Annotated in this window: 18 protein-coding genes; 5 read left to right on the plus strand and 13 right to left on the minus strand. The window is 72.4% G+C overall.

From position 1 onward, the window contains the following. Positions 1 to 124: 124 nt before the first annotated feature. The 4 genes from ACSGDB_RS10440 to ACSGDB_RS10455 all read right to left on the minus strand — a co-directional run bounded on the left by ACSGDB_RS10440 (position 125) and on the right by ACSGDB_RS10455 (position 9,488). Positions 125 to 3,583, minus strand: a complete 3,459-nt coding sequence (locus ACSGDB_RS10440) for an Rne/Rng family ribonuclease (protein WP_434994601.1) — start codon at positions 3,581 to 3,583, stop codon at positions 125 to 127. A gap of 412 nt (positions 3,584 to 3,995) precedes the next feature. Beyond that, positions 3,996 to 5,969, minus strand: a complete 1,974-nt coding sequence (gene dxs, locus ACSGDB_RS10445) for a 1-deoxy-D-xylulose-5-phosphate synthase (protein WP_434994602.1) — start codon at positions 5,967 to 5,969, stop codon at positions 3,996 to 3,998. 124 nt (positions 5,970 to 6,093) lie between these two features. After that, the gene (locus tag ACSGDB_RS10450; RefSeq protein WP_434994603.1) at positions 6,094 to 7,500 is read right to left on the minus strand and encodes a class I SAM-dependent RNA methyltransferase; all 1,407 of its coding nucleotides are present in this window, start codon (positions 7,498 to 7,500) and stop codon (positions 6,094 to 6,096) included. 11 nt (positions 7,501 to 7,511) lie between these two features. Then, positions 7,512 to 9,488 (minus strand): APC family permease, encoded by a 1,977-nt coding sequence (locus tag ACSGDB_RS10455; protein ID WP_434994604.1) that lies wholly within the window; start codon positions 9,486 to 9,488, stop codon positions 7,512 to 7,514. A 92-nt stretch (positions 9,489 to 9,580) separates the two neighbouring features. On the opposite strand from ACSGDB_RS10455, the gene ACSGDB_RS10460 reads away from it, so the two are divergent. The 3 genes from ACSGDB_RS10460 to ACSGDB_RS10470 are packed head-to-tail and all read left to right on the plus strand — an operon-like array spanning position 9,581 to position 12,204. Next, positions 9,581 to 10,255, plus strand: coding sequence for a potassium channel family protein (locus ACSGDB_RS10460; protein WP_434994605.1), 675 nt, complete (start codon positions 9,581 to 9,583; stop codon positions 10,253 to 10,255). Then, positions 10,252 to 10,950, plus strand: coding sequence for a potassium channel family protein (locus ACSGDB_RS10465; RefSeq protein WP_434994607.1), 699 nt, complete (start codon positions 10,252 to 10,254; stop codon positions 10,948 to 10,950). The genes ACSGDB_RS10460 and ACSGDB_RS10465 overlap by 4 nt, the downstream gene beginning before the upstream one ends. 45 nt (positions 10,951 to 10,995) lie before the next feature. Beyond that, the gene (locus ACSGDB_RS10470) at positions 10,996 to 12,204 is read left to right on the plus strand and encodes a cysteine desulfurase-like protein (protein ID WP_434994608.1); all 1,209 of its coding nucleotides are present in this window, start codon (positions 10,996 to 10,998) and stop codon (positions 12,202 to 12,204) included. 21 nt (positions 12,205 to 12,225) lie between these two features. On the opposite strand, the gene ACSGDB_RS10475 is transcribed toward ACSGDB_RS10470, so the two are convergent. The 4 genes from ACSGDB_RS10475 to dut form a co-directional block, all read right to left on the minus strand. Continuing rightward, positions 12,226 to 12,984, minus strand: a complete 759-nt coding sequence (locus ACSGDB_RS10475) for a DUF3159 domain-containing protein (protein WP_434994609.1) — start codon at positions 12,982 to 12,984, stop codon at positions 12,226 to 12,228. Positions 12,985 to 12,994: 10 nt separating this feature from the next. Beyond that, positions 12,995 to 13,348, minus strand: coding sequence for a hypothetical protein (locus tag ACSGDB_RS10480; RefSeq protein ID WP_434994610.1), 354 nt, complete (start codon positions 13,346 to 13,348; stop codon positions 12,995 to 12,997). Between the two features lie 5 nt (positions 13,349 to 13,353). Continuing rightward, positions 13,354 to 14,160, minus strand: coding sequence for a DUF3710 domain-containing protein (locus ACSGDB_RS10485; RefSeq protein WP_434994611.1), 807 nt, complete (start codon positions 14,158 to 14,160; stop codon positions 13,354 to 13,356). Between the two features lie 76 nt (positions 14,161 to 14,236). Next, positions 14,237 to 14,737: a dUTP diphosphatase gene (dut, locus tag ACSGDB_RS10490; RefSeq protein ID WP_434994612.1), complete on the minus strand. Its 501-nt coding sequence runs from the start codon at positions 14,735 to 14,737 to the stop codon at positions 14,237 to 14,239. 144 nt (positions 14,738 to 14,881) lie between these two features. Here dut and ACSGDB_RS10495 point away from each other — a divergent pair, with 144 nt between their 5' ends. Continuing rightward, positions 14,882 to 15,358 (plus strand): DUF3093 domain-containing protein, encoded by a 477-nt coding sequence (locus ACSGDB_RS10495; RefSeq protein ID WP_434994613.1) that lies wholly within the window; start codon positions 14,882 to 14,884, stop codon positions 15,356 to 15,358. 2 nt (positions 15,359 to 15,360) lie between these two features. Here the strand turns inward: ACSGDB_RS10495 and ACSGDB_RS10500 are convergent, their stop codons facing one another. Next, positions 15,361 to 15,660 (minus strand): DUF4193 domain-containing protein, encoded by a 300-nt coding sequence (locus tag ACSGDB_RS10500; RefSeq protein WP_434994614.1) that lies wholly within the window; start codon positions 15,658 to 15,660, stop codon positions 15,361 to 15,363. A 201-nt stretch (positions 15,661 to 15,861) separates the two neighbouring features. On the opposite strand from ACSGDB_RS10500, the gene sepH reads away from it, so the two are divergent. After that, positions 15,862 to 17,205, plus strand: coding sequence for a septation protein SepH (gene sepH / locus ACSGDB_RS10505; RefSeq protein ID WP_434994615.1), 1,344 nt, complete (start codon positions 15,862 to 15,864; stop codon positions 17,203 to 17,205). Between the two features lie 37 nt (positions 17,206 to 17,242). On the opposite strand, the gene ACSGDB_RS10510 is transcribed toward sepH, so the two are convergent. From ACSGDB_RS10510 to ACSGDB_RS10525, 4 genes are all read right to left on the minus strand, one after another. Further along, on the minus strand, positions 17,243 to 17,983 hold the full coding sequence (locus ACSGDB_RS10510; protein WP_434994616.1) for a thymidine kinase: 741 nt from the start codon (positions 17,981 to 17,983) through the stop codon (positions 17,243 to 17,245). Further along, complete coding sequence (locus ACSGDB_RS10515; RefSeq protein WP_434994617.1) at positions 17,976 to 19,115, minus strand: alkaline phosphatase family protein; 1,140 nt, start codon at positions 19,113 to 19,115, stop codon at positions 17,976 to 17,978. The genes ACSGDB_RS10510 and ACSGDB_RS10515 overlap by 8 nt, the downstream gene beginning before the upstream one ends. 75 nt (positions 19,116 to 19,190) lie before the next feature. Continuing rightward, positions 19,191 to 19,868: a DUF5998 family protein gene (locus ACSGDB_RS10520; protein ID WP_434994618.1), complete on the minus strand. Its 678-nt coding sequence runs from the start codon at positions 19,866 to 19,868 to the stop codon at positions 19,191 to 19,193. A 60-nt stretch (positions 19,869 to 19,928) separates the two neighbouring features. Further along, positions 19,929 to 22,709, minus strand: coding sequence for a bifunctional acetate--CoA ligase family protein/GNAT family N-acetyltransferase (locus ACSGDB_RS10525; protein WP_434994620.1), 2,781 nt, complete (start codon positions 22,707 to 22,709; stop codon positions 19,929 to 19,931). Positions 22,710 to 22,754 lie beyond the last annotated feature (45 nt).

Genomic DNA, 22,754 nt, shown 5'->3' on the forward strand with positions numbered 1-22,754 from the left:
ACCTGACTGCGGCGCGGGCATCACGCGCCACACGCACCAGCAACGAAGCAGCGCCGCCCCTCATCGGGAGCGGCGCTGCTTCGTCATCAGGGGGCGGCCGTGCCGCCCGCCGTTCCTGTGGCCCCTACAGCTCGGAGGCAGGCACCCCGACGCCGAAGATCAGCGGCTCGGCGGCGGAGGCCTCCGGCTTCGGTGCGGGCGCTGCGGCCTTCGCCACGTGCCGGGTCCCGGCCGGCTCGACGGCGGCGTCCGCACCCTGCGTCTCGATGGCCGTGTCCGCGGCGCCCTGCGCGCTGCGGGCCACCCGACGCCGAGGACGCGACGCGCGGGTGGTGCCGCCGGAGGCAGGCCCGGAGACTGCTGCAGGGGGTGTCCCTGCCGATCCGACGGTCCGCGTCGTCGCCGGTTCCGTGCGGGGCGTCTCCACCGGCGCCCGGCCGGCCGACTCCTGGCCGGCGGTCTCCTGGCCGGCGGTCTCCTGGCCGGCGGTCTCCGCAGCGGCGGGCTTCCGGTTGAAGGCCTCGCTGAGGCTGTCGAGGGTCAGGCGGGTGGCCGGGGCTTCGACGTCCTGCTGGACCTCCCGCCGGCGGCTCTCGGCCCGGGGCAGGGTGACCGTCTCACCGTTGATCGTCAGGACGGCCTCCGTCACCTGCACGTCCGGCTCGGCGACGTCCTGCCGGGCCGGTTCCTCGTGGGCGTGGTGGGTCGCGGCGGCGATGCTCGCGAGGGCTGCGCGGGCCGCCTCGGCCTTCGCCGCGCGGTCGGGGCTCTCGACGACGGGCGCCGCGGCGGGCGCCACGACGTCGTCCTGCTGGCCCCCGCGGCCGCGGTTGCGCTTGCGCTCGTTCCGGGAGGGCCTGTCCTGGCGCGGCTGCTGCTGGCTCTCGCCGGCCGTCGGCCGACGGTGTTCCACCGGCTCCATGTAGGTGACGACACCGCGTCCCGCACAGTGCTCGCAGTCCTCGCCGAACACCTCGAGCAGGCCGGTGCCCATGCGCTTGCGCGTCATCTGGACGAGTCCCAGTGACGTGACCTCGGCGACCTGGTGCTTGGTCCGGTCACGTCCGAGGCATTCCACGAGACGCCGCAGGACGAGGTCGCGGTTCGCCTCCAGCACCATGTCGATGAAGTCGATGACGATGATGCCGCCGATGTCGCGCAGGCGCAGCTGGCGGACCACCTCCTCGGCGGCCTCGAGGTTGTTCTTGGTGACGGTCTCCTCCAGGTTGCCGCCGCTGCCCGTGAACTTCCCGGTGTTGACGTCGACGACCGTCATGGCCTCGGTGCGGTCGATCACGAGGGATCCGCCGGAGGGCAGGTAGACCTTGCGTTCCAGGGCCTTCGAGATCTGCTCGTCGATGCGGGACGCCGCGAAGATGTCCTCCTCGCTGGTCCACTTCTCCAGCCTGCCCACGAGGTCCGGCGCCACGTACATGACGTAGGCCTCGATGGTGTCCCAGGCGTCCTCGCCGGAGACGACGAGCTTCGAGAAGTCCTCGTTGAAGACGTCGCGGACCACCTTGATGGTCAGGTCCGGCTCGCCGTACAGCAGTTCGGGCGCGAGGGTCTTGGTCGAGCCGGCCTTGCGCTCGATCTCCTCCCACTGCGCGCGGAGGCGGTTGATGTCGTGGGTCAGCTCCTCCTCGCTGGCGCCCTCGGCGGCGGTGCGGACGATCACTCCGGCGCTCTCCGGGAGGCGGTCCTTGAGGATGCGCTTGAGCCGGTTCCGCTCGACGTCGGGCAGCTTGCGGGAGATGCCCGTCATCGAACCGCCGGGGACGTAGACGAGGTAGCGGCCGGGCAGGGAGATCTGGCTCGTGAGCCGGGCACCCTTGTGTCCCACGGGGTCCTTCGTGACCTGGACGAGGACGGGATCCCCGGACTTCAGGGCGAGTTCGATGCGGCGCGGCTGGCCGTCGAGGCCTGCGGCGTCCCAGTTGACCTCGCCGGCGTAGAGCACGGCGTTGCGCCCGCGTCCGATGTCGACGAATGCGGCCTCCATGCTCGGCAGCACGTTCTGCACCTTGCCCACGTACACGTTGCCGATCAGGGAGTCCTGCTGCGTCCTGGACACGAAGTGCTCCGCGAGGATGCCGTCCTCGAGCACGCCGATCTGGATCCTGTCGTCCGACTGGCGGACGATCATCTGGCGATCGACGGACTCGCGGCGTGCGAGGAACTCCGCCTCCGTGATGACCTGGCGGCGGCGACCGGTGTCGCGGGACTCGCGGCGGCGCTGCTTCTTGGCCTCGAGGCGCGTCGATCCGCGCACGCTGGTCACGCGGTCGGAGACGGGCTCGCTGGCCTGGCGCGGCGCACGGACGCGGGTGACGGTGTTGGGCGGGTCGTCGTCCTCCCCGCCGGTGAGTTCGAGGTCCTGGTCTCCCCGACGGCGGCGACGACGACGGCGGGACGTGACGCTGCCGCCATTCTCGGGTCCGTTCCCGTTGGAGCCCTCCGGCCCCTGTTCATCGGTGTCCTCGGCGCCGGCATCGGCCTGGCCGGCATCGCCCCGGTTGCGGCCCCTGCTGCGGCGGCTGCGGCGCGAGCGGCGGCCGGACTCCTCGGACGCCTCCTCGCCGGCCTCCTCCTCGCGCGGCGGCGCGACCTTCACGGCGGGCACGGACACCGTGGTGAGGTCCGGCGCGTGGAACAGGAGGGACAGCGGGGATTCCGGGATGGCGAACGGATCGAGGCGATCGCCGGCCGCGGTCTCCTCCGACTCGTCCGCACCGGCACCCTCGGCTGCGTCCGCGGCCGTCGGGGCGGCGGCGGCCGGTGCGGCGTTCCCGGAGGCGGACTGCGCTGCGGCGGGAGCGTCCCCCGCCTCCTCGTCCTGCTGTGCGGGTTCCGCGGCGCGGCGGCTGCGGCTCCTGGTGGAGGTGCGGCGACCCCGGCTCGGCTTCTCCTCCGCGACGGCCTCGGGGGCTGCGTCCGCTTCGACGGCCGGTGCGTCCGCGGTGTCGTCCGCAGTCGTGGCCGGCTCGATGGCACCCTCGCCGGCGCCCTCGACAGCGCGCGCGGGTCCGGCATCGGCGACGGCCGCACGACGGCGGGTGCGAGGCGCCCGCTTCGGGGCGACGGGAGCGTCCGCGGGGGCGTCGTCGGCAGCGGACGATGCGGTGGTCGGGACGGCCGGTTCGGTGGGCGCGGGGTCGGCCGTCACGGCGGGCCCCGCGGCAGGCTCGACGGCGGGCGCACTGGCGGGCCCTGCCTCGGCGCTGGCGGCCCGGCGGCGGGTGCGGGGTGCGCGGACGGGGGCGGCCGGGGCACCGTCGGATGCGGCCGGCGCTGCCTCCGCGGCGTCCGCCGCGCCGTCGCCGACGGCGGTTTGATCGGTGACGACGACCGGCTTACGGACGCGCGGCGCCCGCTTGCGGACCGGGGCGGCGGTCTCCTCGGCCGCGCCGGCGGCGATGTCGGGTACGGCCTGCGGCGCCGAGGGTGGCGCTCCGGCCGGAGCACTCGCCGTGCGGCGCTTCCTCGGCGTCTTCGCCGGTGCGGCCGCAGTCCCGGGGTCCTGCACGGTGGCGGATGCTTCCGCGGCGGTCTGGTCGTTCCCCTGCTGTTCTGACTGATCCATGAGGTGCTCGCTCCAAGCCCCTGCGGCACCGGCCACATTCCAGCGCCCTCGGGGGCGGTATGTCGGCCGGCCGCGGGCCTTTCGCCCGGCGGCCGGCCGGAAGTCGATGTCATGTCGTCCGAGGTCGCACCGTCATTGGGGTGCTGAATCACTCGACGACCAGTGGCGCTTTTCCAACTCAGCCGCCGTGGTGGACGGTGGGTCCCGCCGGCGGATTCCGCCTACTTCCGCCGACGGGGCGGACTCGGTAGGACGGGAGCGTCGCTTGCGGAACGGGAAGCCTGTCACTGGACCGGCGGGGGAATGTGGTTCCCTCACCAGCCTTCGCCATTGTCTCACACCACCCTTCGAAAGAAGCGTCCGCCGCCCGCCGGACGCGTCCCGGGAGGACCGTCCCGGCGGCGTCCGGAGGTCAGCTGCGCGGGAACTGGTCCGTGGCCGGAGCGTGGTCGCCGGCGAGCGGACGGGCGACCGGCACCTTCGTGCCGAGAACCTGCGCGACGACGTCGTGCGTGATCTTCTGCGCGGTCAGCCCCACGCGCTCGAGGACCTGGCCACGCGAGCCGTGGTCGAGGAACTCGACCGGGAGGCCCACCTCGTTGAGGGCGGTGTCCACGCCCGCCGACCGCATCTCCTGGCGGATCCTGGACCCCACGCCGCCGGCACGGACGCCGTCCTCGATGACGATCACGATCCGGTGCTCGGCGGCCAGGTCGATGACCGAGCGGCGGACCGGGAGGAGCCAGCGCGGATCGATGACGGTGGAGCTGATGCCCTGTGCACCGAGCCGGTTCGACACGTCGAGCGCCAGTTCGCTCATGGCGCCCACGCTGACGATCAGGACGTCGTTGGTGCGTGATCCGGCGGGCCGGCGGGAGAGGACGTCGACGCCGTCGTCGAGACGTTCGACGGCCTCCACCTCGGCACCCACGGAACCCTTCGAGTACCGGACCACGGTGGGGGCGTCGGAGACGGCGACGGCCTCGCGCAGTTCCTCCCGCAGCCGGGATGCGTCCCGGGGGGCGGCGAGGTGCAGTCCGGGGATGGCCTGCAGCAGAGCCATGTCCCACATGCCGTGGTGGCTCGCGCCGTCGGGCCCGGTGACCCCGGACCGGTCGAGGACCACCGTCACCCCAGCCTTGTGCAGGGCGACGTCCATCAGGAGCTGGTCGAAGGCGCGGTTGAGGAACGTGGCGTAGAGGGCGATGACGGGGTGGAGCCCGCCGTAGGCCATGCCGGCCGCGCTCGTGACGGCGTGCTGCTCGGCGATACCGACGTCGAACACACGGTCGGGGTGCCGGGCCGCGAAGCGCTGCAGGCCCACGGGGATCAGCATGGCGCCGGTGATGCCGACAATGTCGGGGCGCTCATCGGCGATGTCGGCGATCTCGTTCGCGAAGACGGAGGTCCAGGACTGCGACCCCGCGCCGTCCACGGGTTCCCCGGTCTCGGGGTCGATGATGCCGACGGCGTGGAACTGGTCCGCCTCGTGGGCCCGGGCGGGGGCGTAGCCGTGGCCCTTCTCCGTGATCGCGTGCACGATCACCGGTCCCTCGTACTTCTTGGCCAGCTGCAGGGCCTGCTCGACGGCGGACTGGTCGTGACCGTCCACGGGGCCCACGTACTTCATGCCGAGGTCCTCGAAGAGGCCCTGCGGGGCCCACCAGTCCTTCACACCCTTCTTGAGGGCGTGGAGGCTCTTGTAGCTGAACTCGCCGATCGGACCGCCGTTCTGCATGCGGTTCTTGATGCGGTCCAGCGTCCGTTCGTAGACGTGGTGCGTCCGCACCGAATCCAGGGTGGGTCGCAGCGACGCCAGGTAATCGGCGACGCCGCCGATGGTCGGGGCGTAGGAGCGCCCGTTGTCGTTGACCACGATCACCACGCGGCGCCGCTTGTCCGCAGCGATGTTGTTGATCGCCTCCCAGGCCATGCCGCCGGTCAGGGCGCCGTCGCCCACGAGGACCACGGTGTAGCGGTCGCCCTCGCCGCCGAGGACGCGGGCCCGGGAGATGCCGTCCGCCCAGGAGAGCGAGGACGAGGCGTGCGAGCTCTCCACGATGTCGTGCACGGATTCCGCGCGCGAGGGGTACCCGGACAGGCCGCCCTCCTGCCGGAGCGTGCTGAAGTCCTGGCGTCCGGTGACGAGCTTGTGCACGTAGGACTGGTGGCCGGTGTCGAAGATGATGCTGTCACGCGGCGAGTCGAAGACGCGGTGGATGCCCAGGGTGAGTTCGACGACCCCGAGGTTGGGGCCGAGGTGGCCGCCGGTGCGCGAGACGTTGCTCACCAGGAACGTGCGGATCTCCTGGGCGAGGGCCGTCAGCTGCGCGTCGCTGAGCTTGCTCAGGTCCTGTGGGCCGTGGATCGTCTCCAAGAGTCCCATCCGCGCCTCCTTGATCGGTTCGGCGGGGCGGCGTGGCCGCCCCGGTGGTCCTTAACTCTAACGTTCGGGGTCCGGGCAGGGTGCCATTGGGGGCACCCGCGGAGCGGCGGGGGCCTCCCCCGCCTCAGGCCGGTGGGAGGAGGCGCGCGAAGGACTCCATGTGGTGCGTGTGCGGGTACAGGTCGAAGACCCGCAGGGCGTCGAGCGACCACCCGGCGGCGAGGAAGTAGCCGAGGTCGCGGGCGAACGACGCCGGGTCGCAGGAGACGTAGCCGACCACCCTCGGGCGGGATTCGACGATCTGCCGGATGACCTTCCTGCCGGCGCCGGCGCGCGGCGGGTCGAGCAGGACGCCGTCGAGCGGCGTCCGCGGGCGCCCGAGCACGGCGTCCACGCGGCCCTGGACGATCGCGACGTGGTCCTGGCCGTGGAGGTTGCGCTTCGCGTCGCGGCTCGTGCCCGGCGATCCCTCCACGGACAGCACCGACCCCTCCGGTCCGACGGCGTGCGCGAGCGGCACCGTGAACAGACCGGCGCCGGCGTAGAGGTCGGCGAAGTGCTCACCGGCGGCCGGCTCGAGCCCGTCGAGGACCGCCGTGACGAGGGCCTCCGGCGCACTCCGGTGGATCTGCCAGAACCCCGCACCCGTGACGCGGTAGTCGAGGCCGAGCACGCTCTCCTGGAGCCAGGTGCGGCCCGTCAGCCGCTGCACCTGCCCGGACTCGGGGTCGAGGACGCCCACGGAGGCACCGTCGATGGAGGACGCGACGGCCGCGACGCGCCGCGGGGAGGTCCGGGCGGCGGGCACGAGGAGCACGAGCGGCACTCCCCCTCCGGACGGCACGGCGACGTCGACCCGCTCGATGCCCGTGAGGTCGAGGGTCCACAGGCGGAGGTCGTTCACGGCCGCGACCGCCAGCGGCATCTCGCGGACCGGGACGACGTCGTGCGAGCGGTGCAGGTGCATGGCGAGCCGTCCGGCGCGGTCGACGGCGAACGCCGCGCGGGTCCGCCAGCCGAGACCATCCGCCGCCTCCCCCGGGGCCGCCTCCACGGTGACCGGGCGGTCCACCGCCGCCAGGCGGGACAACTGCTCCGCGAAGACGGCGCCCTTGAGCCGGCGCTGCTCGTCGAGGGCGATGTGGCCGAACTCCGCGCCGCCGACGGGCGCGCGTCCCCGCGCCGCCGCCCGGAGCGCGTCCGCCAGCGGCCAGGGGTGCTGGACCCGGGCGGGCGAAGCCTCGAGCACCTCGACGACGTCGGCGCGCCAGAAGCTGGCGTCATCGTCCGTCTCGGTGAAGCGGACCCGGACGCGCTCGCCGGGCAGGGCGTGCCGGACGAAGACGACGCGGCCCTCGTGCCGGGCCACGAAGTGGCCACCGTGCGCGGCCTTCCCGACGGTCAGGTCGGCGGTCAGGTCGGCGGTCAGCTCGGCGGTCAGCTCGGCGGTACCGGATCCGACGGCGGGCGCTGCGGGATCGGGCCGTCCTTCCGGCGTCGATGGATCGGAGGCTCGGGCGGCGTCGCTCATGGGGCTTCTTCCTACTTCATGTCCTGGTAGATCTGGGCCGCGTCGGAGGACGCGAGCTGCCACGGCACGCTGGCGACCATCACCCCGGGCACGAAGTGCAGCCGTGCCTTGATGCGCAGGGCGGTCTGGTTGTGCACCAGCTGCTCCCACCACTTTCCCACCACGTACTCGGGGATGTAGACCACGATCAGGTCGCGGGGCGAGTCCCGGCGCATCGAGCGGATGTAGTCGAGGATCGGGGTGATGGTGTCGCGATAGGGCGAGGCGAGCACGGTGATCGGCACCGGGATCTCGAACCTGTCCCAGTCGGCGAGGGTGCGGCGTGTCTGGTCGGCGTCGACGTCGACCGTGATCGCGTCGAGCCGGGAGGGGCGGGAGGCCCGGGCGAAGGCCAGGGCGCGTAGCACGGGCTTCCGCACGTTGGAGACGAGGATCACCGCGTGGACCCGGGAGGGCAGGGCGCGCAGGCGGACGGCGTCGTCGATGGCGAGTTCCGCCGCCACGGCGTCGTAGTGCCGCTTGATTCCGCGCATCACGACGAACAGGACAGCCATGGCGAGCACCGCGATCCAGGCGCCGTACTCGAACTTGGTGACGAGGACGACCACGAGGACCGCCGCGGTGAGACCGAAGCCGACCGTGTTGATGGCCCGGGACTTGTGGATGGTCCACCGCTTCTGCTTGCCCACGGTGCTGCGCAGGATCCTGTTCCAGTGCCGGATGAGCCCGAGCTGGCCGGCCGTGAAGGAGGCGAACACCCCGACGATGTACAGCTGCACCAGGGCGGTGACGTCCGCCCGGAACACGAGGATGAGGACGACGGCGCCGAGCCCGAGGGCCAGGATGCCGTTGCTGAACGTCAGGCGGTCCCCCCGGGTGCGCAGCTGCCGCGGCAGGTAGCCGTCGGTGGCGAGGATGGACGCCAGGACGGGGAAGGCGTTGAAGGCCGCGTGGCCGGCGAGCATCAGCATGAGCGCCGTCGCGGCGACGACGAGGTAGAAGACGGGCGAGCCGGCATCGAAGACGGTGCGGGCGAGCTGGCTGATCACGGGCGCCTGGATGTAGTCCCCGGGGACCGGGCCGCCGTCGAGCAGCAGCTGCGTCGACGGGTCCTGCACCACGTGCACGCACGTGGCGTTGGCGAGGTAGATGACGCCCGCGAGCATCGCGGAGGACACGAGGCCGGTAATCAGGAGGGTCGTCGCCGCGTTGCGTGAGCGCGGCTTCTCGAAGCGCGGCACATTGGAGCCCGGGCCCTCGAGCCCGGTCAGGGCGGCAGCGCCCGCCGAGAACGCCCGGAGGATGAGGAGGCCGCCCGCGAGGCCCACCAGGCCGGCGTCGAACGCCGTGTCGGGCACGATCTCGAAACGTGCACTGGGGGCGTCGGCCAGCGTCCCGGTGAGCGCCTGGACCGTGCCCGTGACGCACAGGGCGAGGATCCCGGCCAGGAAGCCGTAGGTGACGGCGGCGCGGGCGCGGACGCCGCGGGTGATGCCGCGCAGGTTCAGCAGCACGAGCACCGCGACGCCGGCGACGGCGAGCGTCACGCGTCCGTCCTCCAGCACCGGGGCGATCGAGACGACGTACTGGGCCGCCGCCGAGACGGACACGGCGACGGTGAGCAGGTAGTCGATCATCAGCGCCGAGGCCACGGTGGCGCCCGCGCGGGGTCCGAGGTTCCGCTTCGCGATCTCGTAGTCGCCGCCGCCGGACGGGTATGCGCGCACCGCCTGGCGGTAGGAGGCGACGACGACGAGCAGGACCGCGATCACGGCCAGGCCCACCCACGGGGAGATGGCGACGGAGGCGACCCCGGCGAGGGCGAGCGTCAGGAGGATCTCGTCCGGCGCATAGGCGACCGACGACAGCGCGCTGGCCGAGAACGCGGGCAGGGCGAGGCGCTTCGGCAGGCTCCGGTTCCTCAGCCTGTCGCTGGCGAAGGGCTTGCCCACCAGCACCCGCTTGACGGCCTCGAGAAAAGTCAGCACAGCCCAAACACTAGCGCGTCCGGGCGTTCGGCCAGCCACTAGGCTTGGTGCTGGTACGGCAGGATCTACACCAAGAATCAGGGGTGCCCTCGGTGGCTCATTTTGTGATCATGGGTTGTGGCAGGGTGGGCGTCAGCCTCGCCCACACACTCGACGAATCGGGTCACTCGGTGGCGATCATCGACCAGGACGACCGCGCGTTCCGCCGCCTCCGCTCGTCCTTCGGCGGCCGCAAGGTCACCGGCGTCGGCTTCGACCGGGAAACCCTGAAGCACGCCGAGATCGAGGACGCCTACGCGTTCGCCGCCGTGTCCAGCGGCGACAACTCGAACATCCTCGCGACCCGTGTGGCTCGCGAGACGTTCCACGTCCCGCACGTGGTGGCGCGCATCTACGACCCGGGACGCGCGGAGATCTACCAGCGTCTCGGCATCCCCACGGTCGCCGCCGTGCGGTGGAGCGCCGACCAGGTGCTCCGTCGGATCCTGCCGGAACAGACCATCAACGGTGACTTCCGCGAGACCTCCGGGCGGCTGATCCTCGCCGAACTCGCGCTGAGCGACGCCTGGCTGGGGCGGTCGCTGCGGACCATCGAGGCCGCGAGCGGGGTGCGCATCGCGTACCTGACGCGCTTCGGCGAGGGCATCCTGCCCGCCCATGACACGAGCTACCAGCAGGGAGACATCCTGCACGCCATGATGAGGACGACGGCGACGGGCGAGATCGGGCGCATCCTCGCCGCCGCACCGAAGGAGGAGAACGAATGAGGGTCGTCATCGCCGGGGCCGGGAGCGTCGGCTCGTCGATCGCACGGGAACTACTCGGGAACAAGCACGAGATCCTGCTCATCGACGAGAAGCCCGAGGTGATCGGCCGCAGCGGGCTCAAGGGTGCCAAGTGGCTGATCGGGGATGCGTGCGAGCTCACGACGCTCAAGGACGCCCGGCTCGACGAGGCCGACGTCGTGGTGTCCGCGACCGGCGACGACAAGGTGAACCTCGTGGTGTCGCTGCTCGCGAAGAGCGAGTTCGGGGTGGGCCGCACGGTCGGGCGCGTGAACAACCCGAAGAACGACTGGATGTTCGACGACTCCTGGGGGGTCGACGTGGCCGTGAACACGCCCCGGCTCATGACGGCCCTCGTGGAGGAGGCCGTGGAGATCGGCGACCTCGTGCGCCTGCTGACGCTGCAGACCGGGGTGTCCTCGATCGTGGAGTTCACCGTCCCCCAGGATTCCCCCCTCATCGGCGGGACGATCGGCTCCCTCAGCCTCCCGGAGGACTGCGCCGTGGTCGCGATCCTGCGGGACGACTCCCCCATCACTCCCAGCCCGGACGACCTCGTCGAAGGCGGCGACGAGCTGTTCTTCCTCGCGGCCATCGCGGCCGAGGACGAGCTCCGGGTGGCGCTCGCCGCCCGGACCGAGGACGACCGGGCGGAGGACGACCGGGCCGACGCCTAGCGCGTGTCCCTTTCCGGATCGGACCCCACCTGAGAGGGTAGCGATATGACCCTGGACATCGCGGCCTTCCGCGCGCACTTCCCCGCCCTGCTCACCGGGACCGCCTACTTCGACGGCCCCGGCGGAACGCAGACCCCCACCGCCGTCGGAGCCGCCATCGCCGACGCCATCACCGGGCCGCTGTCCAACCGCGGCCCCGGCACGGGCTCGGAGAGCAACGCCGAAGCGGCGGTCGGCGGATTCCGGGCGGCGATGGCCGACCTGCTGGGGGCGCAGCCCCGGGGTGTCGTCCACGGGCGGAGCGCGACGCAGCTCACCTACGACTTCTCCCGCCACCTCGCCAAGACCTGGCAGCCCGGCGACGAGGTCGTCGTCTCGCGCCTGGACCACGACTCCAACATCCGCCCCTGGGTCCAGGCCGCCGCCGGGGCCGGCGCCACCGTGCGCTGGATCGATTTCGACCCGGACACCGCGGAGATCGACGACGCGTCCGTGGCGGCCGCGATCACCGAGCGCACGAAGCTGGTGGCGATCACCGCCGCGTCGAACCTGCTCGGCACCAGACCGCCGGTGCGCCGCATCGCCGATACCGCCCACACGGCCGGCGCACTGGTCTACGTGGACGGGGTGCACCACACCGCTCACGCGGCGGTCGACGTGAAGGCGTTGGGGGCCGACTTCTTCACCTGTTCGCCGTACAAGTTCCTCGGGCCCCACTGCGGCGTCCTCGTGGCCGAGCCGGATCTGCTGGAGTCGCTGCAGCCGGACAAGCTGCTGCCCTCCACGAACGAGGTTCCCGAGCGGTTCGAGTTCGGCACCCTCCCCTACGAGATCCTGGCCGGGGTCACGGCGGCCGTGGACTTCCTCGCGGCGATCGCGCCCGGCGACGCCACCGGCCGCCGCGCCCGCCTCCTCGCCTCCGCGCACGCGGTCGACGGGCACGAGCTCGCCCTGCGCTCCCGCCTCGAGGCAGGGCTGGCCGACCTGGGCGACGCCGTCACGCTGCACTCGAGAGCCCGGGACCGTACACCGACACTGCTGGTGACGTTCCCCGACCGGTCCTCCGCGAACGCCTACCGGTTCCTCGCGGAGCGGAACATCCTCGCGCCGGCCGGCTCCTTCTACGCGTACGAGGCCTTCCGCCGCCTCGATCTCGAGGACACCGCCGCCCTGCGGATCGGCCTGGCGCCCTACAACGACGACGACGACGTCGACCGCCTCCTGGCCGCGCTCAGCGAGTTCACGGCGTCATGACGCGGGGCGAGGACCTCCGCGTCACCCTGATCCGGACGATTCCTCGCTGGTGACCGTCCGGGGACGCGAGATGATCCAGGCGAGCCACAGGCCGAGCGCGTACAGGGGCAGGCCCATCGCCACGCGCGTGGAACCCAGCGCCGCGACGTTCCCGGCCAGGTAGAGCGGTACCTGGACGGCGAGGCGCAGCGCCAGCACCGCCACGATGATCCACGTGGCGGTCGCGTAGGCGCGGACGCGTGCGGGGTCCTTCCGCCAGTCGATGCCCTCGTTGCGGATGAAGCCGAAGAGCAGCCCGGCGAACGGCCACCGGAACAGCACCGAGGCGGCCAGCGCGATGATGTACCCGCCGTTGATGAAGAAGCCCGGGAGGAAGAAGTCCTCCGCGTTGCCCGTGCGCTGGGCCACGATGGCGCAGAACGCGACGCCGACGAGTCCGGCGAGGGCCTGCGTCAGCGGCGTCCTCGAGACGAGGCGGAGGACGGTGAAGACGGCGGCGACCGCCAGCGCGGCGACGAGGGAGACCGTGAGGTCCCGCGTGAGCGTGAAGAAGATGGTGAAGACCAGTCCGGGCGCGATGCTCTCGGCGAGCCCCTGGACACCACCGACGGAGGACAGGACGTCGATCTGGCCCGATTCGGTGCGCCGGACCCCGGACTTCGCGGCGTACTGCATGGCCAGGTCCGACGCCGTCGGCCCGGCCGGCTGCTCGCCGGACGGACGGGCGCCCTCGTCCGCCCGCGTCCGGGGGGCGTCGGGATCCTCGATCGGGTGGCTCATAGGGGGTTCCTCATCCGTTCTCGTCCGGGTGGCCGATGATCTCGTAGCGCGGGTTGTACACGGTGGGTGTGTGGTCCACCGTGGTGAGCATCCCCTCGAACCGCAGGTCCACTCCTGCGTCGACCCCGGGCACGCGCCGCTGGCCCATCCAGATGATCCGGACGGTCGTCCATGTGCCGTGCCAGTCGATCCGCGTGAGGACGCTGAAGGACGGCGGGGCCGTGACCGGCACGAGGGTGAGGCTGGTCACGACGCCGCGGGCCTTGATCCTGCCGCGCGACGGCAGGGTGGCCGGCACCGGGGCGGGGGCGTACCCCGCTCCGTCCGGGTCGGCGGGACCTCGCCCGTGCGGTAGGGCGGACACGACGGTCAGCGGGTCTCGGTGATCTCGGGGCCGCGCTCGAGCGGATTCAGGTCGGGGCGCGCAGGAGCCGGGGTGTCGGGAGCAGCCGCGGCGGCGTCCTTGGGCAGCCGGAGCGGCAGCAGTTCGCGCGGCGGGAGGGGGTGGTCGCCGCGCACGACGACGACGCTGCGGAAGAGACGCTCCATGGGTGCTGCGGCGGTCGGTTCCAGGGCGGCGGGACCGCCGAAGACCCCCCGGAGGAACCAGCGCGGGCCGTTGATGCCCACGAACCGCGCAACCCGGTAGCCGGCCTGGCCGTCGGGCGTCTGCGCGGGCAGCTTGGCGAAGAGTTCGGTGCCGAGCCTGCCCGGCCGCTCCTCGACCGTGCCACCCTGGGAGCCCACCGAGGTGCCGATCTGCTCCCGGATCTCGTCCCAGAGACCCTCCGTCTTCGGGGCCGCGAAGGCCTGCAGCTGGAGGGTGGACCCGCCCAGGTCGAGGGTGACGGCGATGACGCGCTTGCTGCGCTCCTCGACCTCGAGGCGCAGCTGCAGCCCCTCGGCCGCGTTGATCCGCAGCGCGCCGAGATCGATGTAGCCGTTCGTCGTGTCCTGCTCGGAGAGGTCGAAGGGACCGCGGGTGTTGCGCTCGTAGTCCGCGCTGGACACGAGGGCGGCAGCATCTGGGACGCCGGGAGCGGCCGCACCGGTGTCGGCGGTGTCACCCGGTGTCGGCCCCTCTTCCTGGGCGCCCGGCATGGCCGTGGCCTCCTGCTGCGCCGGCGCGTCGGCGACGTCGTCCTGCTTCTTCTTCCTGGGGCGCCCAAAAGCCATGTCCGGGCTCCTTTCCTGGTGGCGTGGTCGAGTTGGTGGAATCTTCGGTGGTCGCTGCCGCGCCACGGTGGGGGCGTCAGCCGCCCGCCGGCGCTGCGACGGGCGCATCCGGCGTCGTGAAGCCACCGGTGGACCCGAAGCCTCCGGTACCTCGCGCGCTGTCCGGCAGGCGGTCGACGACGGCGAAGGCGGCACGCTCCACGCGCTGGATGACGAGCTGGGCGATCCTGTCCCCCCGCGAGAGGCGGACCGGGTCGTGCCGGTCGGTGTTGAGGAGGCAGACCTTGATCTCTCCGCGGTAGCCGGCGTCGACGGTTCCCGGGGCGTTGACGATCGTCAGCCCGTGCCGCGCGGCGAGCCCGGACCTCGGGTGCACGAGGCCCACGTAGCCCGGCGGGAGCGCCATGGACACGCCGGTGGGGACGAGCGCGCGTTCGCCGGGCGCGAGGACGAGATCGACGGCGGTGCGCAGGTCCGCGCCCGCGTCGCCGTCGGTGGCGTACGCGGGGGGCTCGAGGCCGTCGTCGAGCATCAAGATCTGGACCGGGAGGTCCTGAGGTGTACCCATGAACTGCATCTCCAACGCGAGCTATCCGGTGGCCAGCACCCCACTTTAGCGCCTTTGCCCGAACCCCACCTGACAGTCGCGGCACCCTCCGGGACGCGGGGCGGCACCGGGGGCCGGGATGAGACCGGGGCCAAAGGGTGGAATGCTGGTGTCATGTCCAGCGCGCCCGGGGAAGCACCCCAGAACACACCCGACCAGACCGTCCTCTACGACGAGCGGCTGTGGCCCTCACCCTGGATCTGGCTGATCGCGGCAGGGTTCTCCGCGGCGACGATCATCATGTTCGCCCCCATCTCGATGCTCGTCGGCTACGCGGTCGCCGTCGTCGTCGCGATCATCGTCTTCACGCTGCTCATCCTGTCCACGCCGCGGATCACGGTCACCCCCACCACCCTGACGGTGGGCCGGGCGACGATCGAGCGGAAGTACCTCGGGGCGGTCGAGTGGTTCGCCGGGGAGGACGCCACCTACCAGCGCGGCCCGGGACTGAACGGCCTCGCCTACCTGTGCATCAGGGGCTGGATCTCCCCGGTCGTGAAGATCGAGGTCACGGACCCCGAGGACCGCACCCCGTACTGGCTCGCGTCCTCACGGCGCCCCGAGCACCTCGCCGCCGCCCTGGCGGGCTGAGGTCAGCCCTCGCAGTCCACGCAGTACAGCTGTCCGTCCCGGTCGAGGGCTATCTGCGAGCGGTGCCGGACCAGGAAGCAGGAGGCGCAGGTGAATTCGTCGGCCTGCGCCGCGAGGATCTGCACCGCGATCTCCTCGCTGGAGAGATCCGCCCCGGGCAGGTCGAAGGAGTCGGCGGCCTCGAGCTCCTCCTCGTCGATCAGCGCCGTCTGCAGCGCCGGCCGAACACCGAGTCCCTTCAGGTCGTCGCTGCTGGTGTCGTCGTCGACCGTCGCCCGCGGCGCGTCGTAGTCCGTTGCCATATCCGCCTTCTCACGCTCCATACGATCCGGATTCCTCTCCGGCCATCCGCGGGTCGTCTGCCCACGGCTGCCACAACGCTACGGCCTCCCGATTTGTGCCCGCTGCAGCGCCGCGGCCCGCCACACCCGGGGACGTAGTAGGAATGACCGCCATTCAGTGGCACAGTTTCAGGTAGGAATCATTGTCGGCTGGAGGATTTGATGCAGGAGTTACGCCTGGTGGGTGTCCATGAGGACGGCGGACATCTGCTGTTGAGCGGCGAGGAGGGCACGTCCTACCGGCTGCCCATCGACGACGCGCTGCGCCGTGCGAGCACCCCGGCCGACACACCAGCCGTGCCGCGGGATGCAGCGCCGCCCCAGGTCCGGGCGAAGCCGGCACGACCGCCGGTCCCGCTGACCCCGCGCGACATCCAGGCCCGCATCCGGACGGGCGCGACGGCGGAGCAGGTCGCCGCCGAATCGGGCCTCGACCTCGCCCACGTGCAGCGCTACGAGGGCCCCGTGCGCGCCGAGCGCGACTACCTGGCCTACCTCGCGCAGCGCGTGGAGGTTGCCACGCCGCTCCCCAGCCACGACGGCTACCGGTCCGCTTTCGGCGACGACCCGGCCCTCCTCGGCGACATGGTCGCCTACCGCGTCCAGAGCTACGGGGTGGATCCGGCGTCACTCGAATGGGACTCGTGGCGGCGCCAGGACGGCTCCTGGCACGTGGAGGCCTCGTTCGACCTGCCCGAGGGCTCGACCGTGGATCTCGGCGAGCAGCCACCCGCGCAGTGGACCTACAACCCCACCCGCAAGACGGTCGTGAACGGCAATCGCTGGGCGCAGGTCCTCAGCGAACTCGAGCCCCTCGACGGCCCGCTCCCCGCCCGCCGGCTCAGCGCCGTGGCCGACCGCGTCTTCGACTTCGAGGCCGAGAACGCCGACGAGGCGCCCCAGGCGGCCCCGGACGATCAGGACGGCCTGCTGACCATCCTGCGCTCACGCCGCGGCCAGCGCCTCGGCGCCGACGAGGACGGCGACGACGCCCTCGCGGAACTCCTCACCCGGGGCAGCATCCCTGCCGCCCATCCGAGGGCCGAGGACGACACCCCGGACGGCGGAGGCACGGACGGCGAGGACCGGACCGACGGGGATCCCGACCGGGAGGCCGCTGCCCCCGGACTGGCGCTCGCCCCGCACCCCGGCGACGACCTGCTTGACGGCGACGCCGGGCCCGGGGAGGAATCCGCCCAGCACGCGGACGGCACGCCGAGGCTCTACGACGGGGTCAGCACGGACACCCGCGAGATCAGCATCTTCGCGCAGCCGTCGCGCCGGCTCCCGCCGCCCGCGGGGGGACGGGAGGACGGCCAGGCTGCCCGTCCCGGCCGGGACGCGGTCCGCGGTCCTTCGAAGGGCCCCGGCAGGGACACAGCCAAGGACACCGGAAAGGACACCGGCAAGGATGCCGCGGACACCGCGGCGGAGCGTCGGGCCAAGCCCAAGCGCTCCAGCGTGCCGAGCTGGGACGACATCGTCTTCGGGCGGAAGGGCGACTGACCCGCAGCTCGCCCGGGCGGACGGTCCCGCCCGCGGGTCAGATCAGGTCGGACTCGCGGACCCGCGCCTCGAACGGCAGCGGTACCTCGTTGGAATAGAGCGACGGCGAGGTCCTGGAGGTCTGCCGGCGCATGTGGTGCCGTCGGCACAGCGTCTCGTAGCCCACCACGGGGTCCCGATCCCGCCCGTCGGAGAGCAGGCCCTCCGGGGGACGCCCGTCGATCGCGGGGGCGTCGTCGTCGATCGGCTGGTCGACGTCGCCGACCACCATCTGGTCCCCCTCGACCACCATGACGCCGTCCACCGTTCGGGCGTTGTGGGTGGCCCGCTTGCCGCACCAGCACAGCGCCTCGACCTGCAGCACCTGCACGCGGTCGGCGAGTTCGATCAGGCGCTGCGATCCGGGGAAGAGCCGCGTGCGGAAGTCCGAGGTGATGCCGAAACCGAAGACGTCGATGTCCATCTCGTCCACGACGCGCGCCAGCTGGTCGATCTGGTCGATGGTGTAGAACTGTGCCTCGTCGCAGATCACGTAGTCGATCCGCGCGCCCATGGTCTGCCGCAGGGAGAGCTCGGTCCAGAAGTCGGTGTCCGGGAGGACCTCGACGGCCGGGACCTGCAGACCGAGGCGGCTGGAGATCATCGACTCCCCCGCCCGGTCGTGGGAGCTGAAGAGCACGCCCCGGCGGCCGCGGGCCTTGTGGTTGTGGTCCATCTGCAGTGCGAGGGTCGATTTCCCGCAGTCCATGGTGCCGGAGAAGAACAGGAGCTCAGCCACGGCGTGCCCCCTTCCCGCGGCGGCCCCGGGTGCCGCCGGCCGCGGCGGGCGTGGCGAGGGTGATGAGGGGGATGTCACGCTCGGCCCGGGTGAGGGAGCCGTGCTGTCCCACCATCTCGAACGCGGCGGGCTGCACGCGGCGGCCGTCGAGCAGGGCGATGCCCTCCCGTGCCAGCACCAGCAGGTCCCCGATGCGGGGCAGCACCTCCTCGCGCACGGGCCCGAAGTAGCCCGCCTCGACGGCCTCGTCCCGCGTCAGGACCCACGCCCGGGACCCGTAGGCCTCGTGCCAGCGCAGTGCCAGCGCGTCGCGCTCCACGGCACCGGCGCCGGGGGCGAGGTAGAGATGGAGCATCCGCGGCTCTCCGCCCGTGTGGGCGACCCCCTCGAGGAGGTCGGGCCGCGCGGAGTAGTCGATCCGCTGCGGCGCGGGGACGTCCACCATGCCGTGGTCCGCGGTGAGGAGGAGAAGCGTGTCGGACGGGACGCGGCGGGCCAGGAGCCTGAGCGCGGCGTCGAGGTCCTCGAGCGCACGCAGCCAGTGCGGGGAGTCGATGCCCCACCGGTGGCCCGCCTTGTCGAGGTCGTTGACGTAGAAGTACATGAGCATGGTGGGCGCCGCGGCGAGGTGGCGGGCGGCGGCGTCGATCTGCGCGTGGATGGCATCCGCCCCCGCGAAGGCCCCGCCGCGCAGCGCGGCGCGCGTCATGGGCGAGGTCTCGAACCGGGGGTGGCTCACGGTGACGACCGGCAGCTGCTCGGCGACCCGCTCGAAGACCGTCGGGTGGGGCTGCCAGACGAGCGGGTCGACGGCGGCGTCCCACCGCCCGAGCATGTTGACCACGGCATCCTGCGCGGGGTCGAGGACGTCGTAGCCCACCATGCCGTGCTGCCCGGGGGCCAGGCCCGTGCCCAGGCTCGCCAGCGAGGCCGCCGTCGTCGAGGGGAAGGCGGAGGAGAGGATCCGCGCGGACGCGAGGTTCTCCCGCAGGAACGGGGCGTGCGCCGCGTACTTCCGGAGCAGCCCCATGCCGAGGCCGTCCACCATGACGACGGCGACGCGGCGGGCGGCGGGCAGGCCGAGGGCGTTCGTGAACCCGTCCGCGCCGAGCGCGGCGGCCGCGCTGGTCATCACCTCGGCCACTGTGGATGTGCCGTAGGCAGGCGGAGCGGGCAGGGGTTCCCTGTGGAGGAAAGGCATCGAGCGCTACCGCTGGTGGTGCTGCCTGGTGAACCGGCCGCCGAAGCCCGGCTGGCGCCGCGACGTCAGGTCCGGTGCGGCGATGTACCCGCCGGCCACGGGGCTCGCGGTGTTGACCTTGCGCAGCGCCCGGGCGAACCCCTTGGCGTTCTGCACCGCCTGCGCGCCGTCCGCCTCGGCGCTGACGCGCAGGACGATGTCCTCCTGCGCCATCGTCCCCGTGAGGCCGTGGTCGGCGTCGCACTGCGGGTCGCCGCAGCTGGCGGGGCCGATGTCCAGCCGCTGCCCGCCGGACCACGCGATGGCCAGCGTCATCTCGCGGACCGGATCGGTGGGCTTGTAGTCCTGGGGCTGCGCGTACAGGTAGCTGAGGACCACGGAGCGGATCTGGCTGACGGGCACGGACTCCGTGGAGATCTGCGCCATCACCTGCTCCCCGGCGTCGTCGAGCTGCTGGTCGTCGACGTGCGTGATGACGAGCATGTCCTCGGTGAGCACCAGGACGGTGATGTGGCGGTGCACCTCGGTGCGCTCGAAGTGGGTCTCCAGGTGCGCGACGTGCGAGAGCGGCTCCCGGCCGTCGAGGGCGTCGTGGACGACGTCGGCCACGAGCCTGGGGTAGAAGCCCGCCCGCTCGAGCGATGCATCGAGGTCGCGCCACTGTGCGGAAAGCGAAGGGGTCATGGTCCCAGTTTCCCCCACCGGCCCGCCTCCTGCCTAACCAACGCGAGCACGCCGGGGCGGTCAGTCGCGCATGGCCCGCCGCGCGCTGTCGGTGCGGCGCTGGGGATTGCCGACGTCGATCGCGGCGCTGAGCACCGTGAGGCCGGACGCGGCGACCAGCACGGGATTGAACTCGAGCCGGGCGATCTCCGGGTGGTTGTCCTTGAGCAGCGCCACGCGCGCCACGAGGTCCTCGATGGCTGCGACGTCGGCGGGCGGCAGGCCCTGGTAACCGAAGAGCTTGCGGGACGCGCGCGGCGCGCGCACGAGGTCGGCGATGTCGCCCGTGCTCAGGGGCGGGACGGCATGCGCCCAGTCGTCGAGCAGGTTGACGGCGTCACCGGCCAGGCCGAAGGAGACCACCGGGCCCATCAGCGGGTCCTCGATGGCCCGCAGGCTGCAGGCCTGGCCCGAGGGCGCCATGGACTGCACCTCCATGCCGAAACTGCCGAAGGGGGCGAGCACCTTCTCCATCAGGGTGATGTTCCTGCGCAGCGACCCGGCGTCGTCGATGTTCAGCCGCACGCCGCCGAGGTCGAGCCGGTGCCGCAGGTGCTCGTCCATGGTCTTCAGCGCCACCGGCCAGCCCAGGCGCCCCGCCTCCTCGACCGCTTCGTCGGCGGAGGCGAAGCGGGCGGACGGCTGCAGGGCGATGCCGTAACAGTCCATGAGCGCGGCGCTCTCCTCCGCGGTGAGGCGCGTGAGTTCGACGTCGGCCACCCTGGCCCGCACGTCCGCCAGCAGCCGCGCCGCGGCGTCGACGTCGACGCCCGCAGGGTCCACGAACTCGCCGTGGTCGCGGGAGCGCCAGTGCGAGTACCGGACGACGGCGCCGAGCGCGGCGAGGGCCGCGCCCGGGCTGGGGAAGCAGGGCAGTCCGCGCTGCAGCGGCAGGGCGGGGTCGCTCCCGCCGGCTGTGCCGGGTGCTGCCGGCGCGACCGGTGTCGAGGCCGGTGTGGCAGGCGGTGTCGCGGGCGCGTCACCGGACCACGGCGCAGCCACGAGCCCGTCGAGCTGGACCCGGGCGTCGAGGATGCCCGTGAAGGACGCGACGACGGGCTTGCCCGCCGCTTCGGCGCACCGCTGCAGGCACGCGGCCACCGCCTCGGCGGTGAGCCCGCGGGCCGGCAGCGTGGTGACGATCGCGGCGTGGACCGCCTCGTCGCGCAGCGCGTCCGCCACGGCCGCGGCGAGGGCGGGCAGGGCCACGGACTGCCCCGTGTCGAGCTGCAGTCCGGCCTCCAGCCGTGCCACGGTCATGCCCTGCGACACGACGCCGTCGGCCACCACCTTGCCGAGGGCGGACGAGTTGCTGAACACCGCGACGCCCGGCCCCTGGGGCAGGGGCTGGCTCGCCACGATCTGCGCGATGTCCATGAGCTGCTCCGTCGTCTCGACCCGCATCACCCCGGACTGCCGGAGCATGGAGTCGAGCGCGCCGGGCGGGGCCTGGCTGGTGCGGACGGCGTGGCCCGGCGGGAGCTGCAGTCCCGTGACGTCGGACTTCGCGACGATCACGGGCTTGGTCCGGGCCAGGCGGCGGGCGATCCGCGAGAACTTCCGCGGGTTGCCGATCGATTCGAAGTACAGGCCGACGGCGCGCGTGGTCGGGTCGTCCTCCCAGAACTGCATGGCGTCGTTGCCCGAGACGTCGGCCCGGTTCCCCGCGGAGATCACCGAGGAGACCCCGAGTCCGCGCCGGTGCGCGCTGGCGTAGAGGAGCACGCCGAGGCCTGCGGACTGGCTGAAGAGGGACAACGCGCCGCGCGCCGGCAGTCCGGGCGCCATCGAGGCGTTGAGCCGGATCGCGGGATCCGTGTTCACGAGGCCGAGCGACGCCGGCCCGACCACGCGCATCCCCTGCGCGCGGGCCTTGTGCACGAGGGCGCGCTGGCGCGCGAGCCCGTCGCCGTCGTCGTCGCCGTAGCCCGCCGTGGCGACGAGCAGGCCCTTGACCCCGGCGCGGCCGCACTCGTCGACGACGGCCTCCACCTGGTCCTGCGGCACGGCGATGACGGCGAGGTCCACCGGCTCGGGGATCTCCGCGAGGGAGGCGTGGGAGATCATGCCGTGCAGCTCGAAGGCCTCCGGGTTCACGGCGTACACGCGCCCGGTGAACCCGCCGTCCACCAGGTGGTCCAGCAGCTCGTAGCCCACGGTCCCCCACTCGCGGCTGGCGCCGATCACGGCCACGGACGACGGCGTGAGCAGTTCCGCCATGCTCCTGGCCTCCGCGCGGTGCTCCCTCGACTCCATCACCGCCCGGGACCTGCGGGTGGGGTCGATGTCGAAGCTGAGCACCACCACGCCGTCGTCGAAGTGCCGCTGCACCTCGTAGCCGGCCTCGGCGAAGACCGTGATCATCTTCCGGTTCTCGGGGAGGACCTCCGCCGAGAACCGCCTGATGCCGTTCTCGCGGGCCGCGGCCGCGAGGTGTTCGAGCAGGATGGAGCCGACGCCGCGCCCCTGGTGGTGGTCGGAGACGTTGAACGCCACCTCGGCCTCGAGCGGGTCGTCGAGCCGGTCGTAGCGGCCGATCCCGATGATGTCCCCGCCCCGGGTGATGACGAACGCGACCCGGTCGTGGTGGTCCACCTCGGTGAAGCGCCGGAGCTCCTTGGCGCTGAGCCGTGCCTTGTAGGTGAAGAAGCGCAGGTAGATGGAGTTCTGCGACTGGCGGACGTGGAACGCCTGGACGGCGTCGGCGTCGGCGGGCGAGATGGGCCGCAGGTGGCCCGTCCCGCCGTCGCGCAGGACGACATCAGCCTCCCAGTATTCGGGGTATTGTCCGTCTGCCACCATAGACTCAGGGTAGTCGGCATCCCCCCGGCCCGGCTGGGACCGCGG

The sequence above is a fragment of the Arthrobacter sp. Ld5 genome (assembly GCF_051172775.1).
Lineage (GTDB): Bacteria > Actinomycetota > Actinomycetes > Actinomycetales > Micrococcaceae > Arthrobacter_D.

Coding starts and splice junctions, on each gene's coding strand:
- ACSGDB_RS10440 (WP_434994601.1), bottom strand. CDS start 3,583: ATGGATCAGTCAGAACAGCAGGGGAACGACCAGACCGCCGCGGAAGCA.
- dxs (WP_434994602.1), bottom strand. CDS start 5,969: ATGGGACTCTTGGAGACGATCCACGGCCCACAGGACCTGAGCAAGCTC.
- ACSGDB_RS10450 (WP_434994603.1), bottom strand. CDS start 7,500: ATGAGCGACGCCGCCCGAGCCTCCGATCCATCGACGCCGGAAGGACGG.
- ACSGDB_RS10465 (WP_434994607.1), top strand. CDS start 10,252: ATGAGGGTCGTCATCGCCGGGGCCGGGAGCGTCGGCTCGTCGATCGCA.
- ACSGDB_RS10470 (WP_434994608.1), top strand. CDS start 10,996: ATGACCCTGGACATCGCGGCCTTCCGCGCGCACTTCCCCGCCCTGCTC.
- ACSGDB_RS10475 (WP_434994609.1), bottom strand. CDS start 12,984: ATGAGCCACCCGATCGAGGATCCCGACGCCCCCCGGACGCGGGCGGAC.
- ACSGDB_RS10485 (WP_434994611.1), bottom strand. CDS start 14,160: ATGGCTTTTGGGCGCCCCAGGAAGAAGAAGCAGGACGACGTCGCCGAC.
- dut (WP_434994612.1), bottom strand. CDS start 14,737: ATGCAGTTCATGGGTACACCTCAGGACCTCCCGGTCCAGATCTTGATG.
- ACSGDB_RS10495 (WP_434994613.1), top strand. CDS start 14,882: ATGTCCAGCGCGCCCGGGGAAGCACCCCAGAACACACCCGACCAGACC.
- ACSGDB_RS10500 (WP_434994614.1), bottom strand. CDS start 15,660: ATGGCAACGGACTACGACGCGCCGCGGGCGACGGTCGACGACGACACC.
- sepH (WP_434994615.1), top strand. CDS start 15,862: ATGCAGGAGTTACGCCTGGTGGGTGTCCATGAGGACGGCGGACATCTG.
- ACSGDB_RS10515 (WP_434994617.1), bottom strand. CDS start 19,115: ATGACCAGCGCGGCCGCCGCGCTCGGCGCGGACGGGTTCACGAACGCC.
- ACSGDB_RS10520 (WP_434994618.1), bottom strand. CDS start 19,868: ATGACCCCTTCGCTTTCCGCACAGTGGCGCGACCTCGATGCATCGCTC.
- ACSGDB_RS10525 (WP_434994620.1), bottom strand. CDS start 22,709: ATGGTGGCAGACGGACAATACCCCGAATACTGGGAGGCTGATGTCGTC.